We start from the raw sequence: 2,856 nt of genomic DNA, 5'->3' as shown, positions 1-2,856 counted from the left end.
GTGTACGGCCGCATCCCGCTGAGCTCGCCGCCGGTGGGCTCAGCGGCGGCGTGGCCGCTGCGGGTGGGCGTGCGCCGCGGCATCCGACGCCTGCTGCGCGCCGCAGGACGCGTCGACGTGCTCCACCTCCGGATGGCCGACGTCGGCAGCCTGGCGGCTGCCGACGTCGCGCGTGAACTGGGGATCCCGACGGTGTTCACCGTGGCGCCCGACCCGCACAGCGTCATCGCGTCGCTGGAGCGATCGGGCACCCTCACGCGGAAGGACTTCGGCCCGGTGGATCTCACGGAGCACTTCTGGTTCCGCACGCACCTGGTGCAGAGCCTCGCGGCGTCCGCCGCGCATTCCGTCTTCTTCCCGCGACCTCAGCTCGAGCGCGACATGCGCGCGCTCGTCGGCATCGACATGTCCTCGCACCCCGAGCGGCACACCGTGGTCGCCGAGGGCGTCGACCTCGAGGTGGTCGATCGTGCCGTCGCGCGCGCCCGGCAGGTCGCCGCCGGCGACGAGCCGGTCGGTGCCCTCGCCGAGCTGGCCGCCCTGCTCGACGCGCTGCCCGCAGAGCGACGGCGACTGCCGCTCCTGGTCACCGTCGGGCGGATGCACCGCATCAAGGGCATGGCCACTCTGGTGCGCGCATGGGCCGACGGACCGCTGGCCGACGCGGCCAACCTGCTCGTGATCGGCGGCGACCTCGAGCACCCCTCGCTCGACGAGCGCGAGCAGCTCGACCGCATCCGCGCCGCACTGCCGCCCGCCCAGCATGCGGCGCGCGGGCTGCTGCTGACCGGGCACCGATCGAACGACGTCGCCGCCGAGTGGCTGGCGGCCGCGCGCTTCGGGCTTCCCGGCCGGGCGGCACCCGGCGGCGTGTACGTCTGCGCGAGCCTCAAGGAGGAGTTCGGCCTGGCCATCCTCGAGGCGATGGCCACCGGTCTGCTCGTGGTCGCACCCGACAGCGGGGGACCCGCCACCTACGTCGACGACGACGACACCGGCTTCCTCACCGAGACCGCCGACCCGGCGAAGCTCGCCACCGCGACCGAGCGCGCCCTCGCGCGCGCCGGGGGCGCAGACGACGGCGCAGCGGAACGCGCGCGCGACCTCGTGGCTGAGCGCTTCACCATTCAGGGCATGGCCGCCAAGCTCGCTCCCGTGTACGAATCGGTCGCGCACAGCGAGGCCGAGCTGCAGCGCGCGGCGGAGCTGCTGGTATGACTCTGCTGATCATCAGCCCCGACTACGCCTCTCATCTGCTGCCGCTCGCCGCTCTCGGCACCGCATGGCGGGATGCGGGAGAAGAGGTCGTCGTGGCGACCGGCCCCGCGACGGCGGCCATCGTCTCCGGCTTCGGCTACGACCGGGTCGACCTCCCGCTGGGCCGGGGCGCGAATGCAGGCGTCATCCGCAGCTCCGAGCAGCAGGCCGAGGAGGCCGCGTCGCTCGAGGGCTTCTTCGCCGCGACGCGCACAGGCATGGTCGCGACGCTCGCCTATCAGGCACGCGAACGTCTCACCGATCTCATGTGGCGCCCCGTCGACCGCGCACGAGCGACGCTGCAGGTGATCGACGAGGTCGCGCCCGACGCGATCCTCGTCGACCACCTCGCCTACAGTGCCCGCCTGGCACTGCACACGCACGGGATCGCCTACGGCGACGTGGTGCTCGGTCACCCGAGCGCCCTGCCGGTCGCGGGTGAGGTCTACGGCTATCCGCCCGCGTGGCCGGCCGCCTTCACCCCGGAGGCGGCGCAGCTGCGCGAGCTGCGCGCGCTGTGCGAGGAGGTGTCGCGGCGCTTCACGACCCAGTGGAACGACGCCGCCGCCGCTCTCGATCCGGGCGCCCGACCGGTCGCCGATGCCTTCGCGCTGCACGGCGACACCGTGCTCTACAACTACCCGGCCGAGCTCGCCGCCGGCGACGGGCGCGAGCTCCCGCCGCATCGCTTCCTCGGATCGACGCCGCGCGACGAGGCCGGTGCCTCCAACGTCGAGGGGTGGATCGCCACGGGCCACCCGTACGTGTACGTGAGCTTCGGCAGCTTCCTGTCGGTCCGCGGCGACGTGCTCGCCCGCGTGGCCGACGCGCTGCGCGCGACCGGTCTGCGGGCGGCGATAGCGACGGGAACGACGGATGCGGCGATGCTGGGCCCGATCCCCGACGACTGGCTGGTCGCGGAGTACCTGCCCCAGGTGCGGCTGCTCGCCTCGGCCGCCGCGGCGGTGACGCACGGGGGAAACAACTCTGTCACCGAGGCCGTGGGGCACGGGGTCCCGCTGCTCGTGCTGCCGTTTTCGACGGACCAGTTCGCGGGCGCAGCGGCGATCGAGCGCACCGGCACGGGCCGCGCGCTCGACCCGAACGCGGCGACCGTCGAGCAGCTCGCCGCCGCCCTCCGGGAGGTCGCGGACCCGACGTTCACCGGGCGCCCGGTGCTGCGAGCGGCGGCAGCGGCCCAGGTGGCGCAGCCGGGCCCGTCGATCGCCCGAGCGACGGTGTCCGCCTCCGCAGGCGAGCTCAGCTGACGGGGTCCGGCAGGCGCACCGCGCCCACCAGCCGGGCCATCGCCGACGGATCGCCGGCAGCCGCCCGGTAGTGCTCCATGCGCGATGCGTTCGCGTCGTACGCCGCGCCGGCGCGCACCTCGCCGACGTGGTGCAGCGCGTACACGCGGCCGGGATGACGGACGGGCGGCACCCCGAGGATCGTCGAATGCGCGAGGAACCATGCGGCGTCCTCGAAGCCCCATCCGCGGAACCCCTCGTCCTGTCCCCCGTGGCTGCCCCAGGTGCGCGGCGTCGCCACGTACACACCCGAGCAGGCCCCGTCGACGTACTGCTCGACGGTGCATCGCGC

General features: G+C 74.1%; 3 protein-coding genes. 2 read left to right on the top strand and 1 reads right to left on the bottom strand.

Annotated elements, in window-relative coordinates; genetic code table 11:
- Together BFN01_RS14810 and BFN01_RS14805 are read left to right on the top strand one after the other, a co-directional pair.
- The coding region (locus BFN01_RS14810; protein WP_143187272.1) for a glycosyltransferase at positions 1 to 1,218 on the top strand (1,218 nt) is incomplete at its 5' end.
- Positions 1,215 to 2,525 carry a glycosyltransferase gene (locus BFN01_RS14805; RefSeq protein ID WP_071645085.1) on the top strand — a complete coding sequence of 437 codons (1,311 nt, stop codon included), beginning with the start codon at positions 1,215 to 1,217 and terminating at the stop codon, positions 2,523 to 2,525. The genes BFN01_RS14810 and BFN01_RS14805, both read left to right, overlap by 4 nt.
- On the opposite strand, the gene BFN01_RS15610 is transcribed toward BFN01_RS14805, so the two are convergent.
- Positions 2,518 to 2,856: hypothetical protein (locus BFN01_RS15610; protein ID WP_218161831.1), on the bottom strand; the 339-nt coding region annotated here is incomplete at its 5' end. The two genes, BFN01_RS14805 and BFN01_RS15610, sit on opposite strands and share 8 nt — an antisense overlap.

The organism is Microbacterium sp. AR7-10, from assembly GCF_001878835.1.
In the GTDB taxonomy this organism is placed as follows: domain Bacteria; phylum Actinomycetota; class Actinomycetes; order Actinomycetales; family Microbacteriaceae; genus Microbacterium; species Microbacterium commune.
The sequence above is the reverse complement of the archived record's forward strand: the minus strand, read 5'-3'. Positions and strand labels throughout refer to the sequence as shown.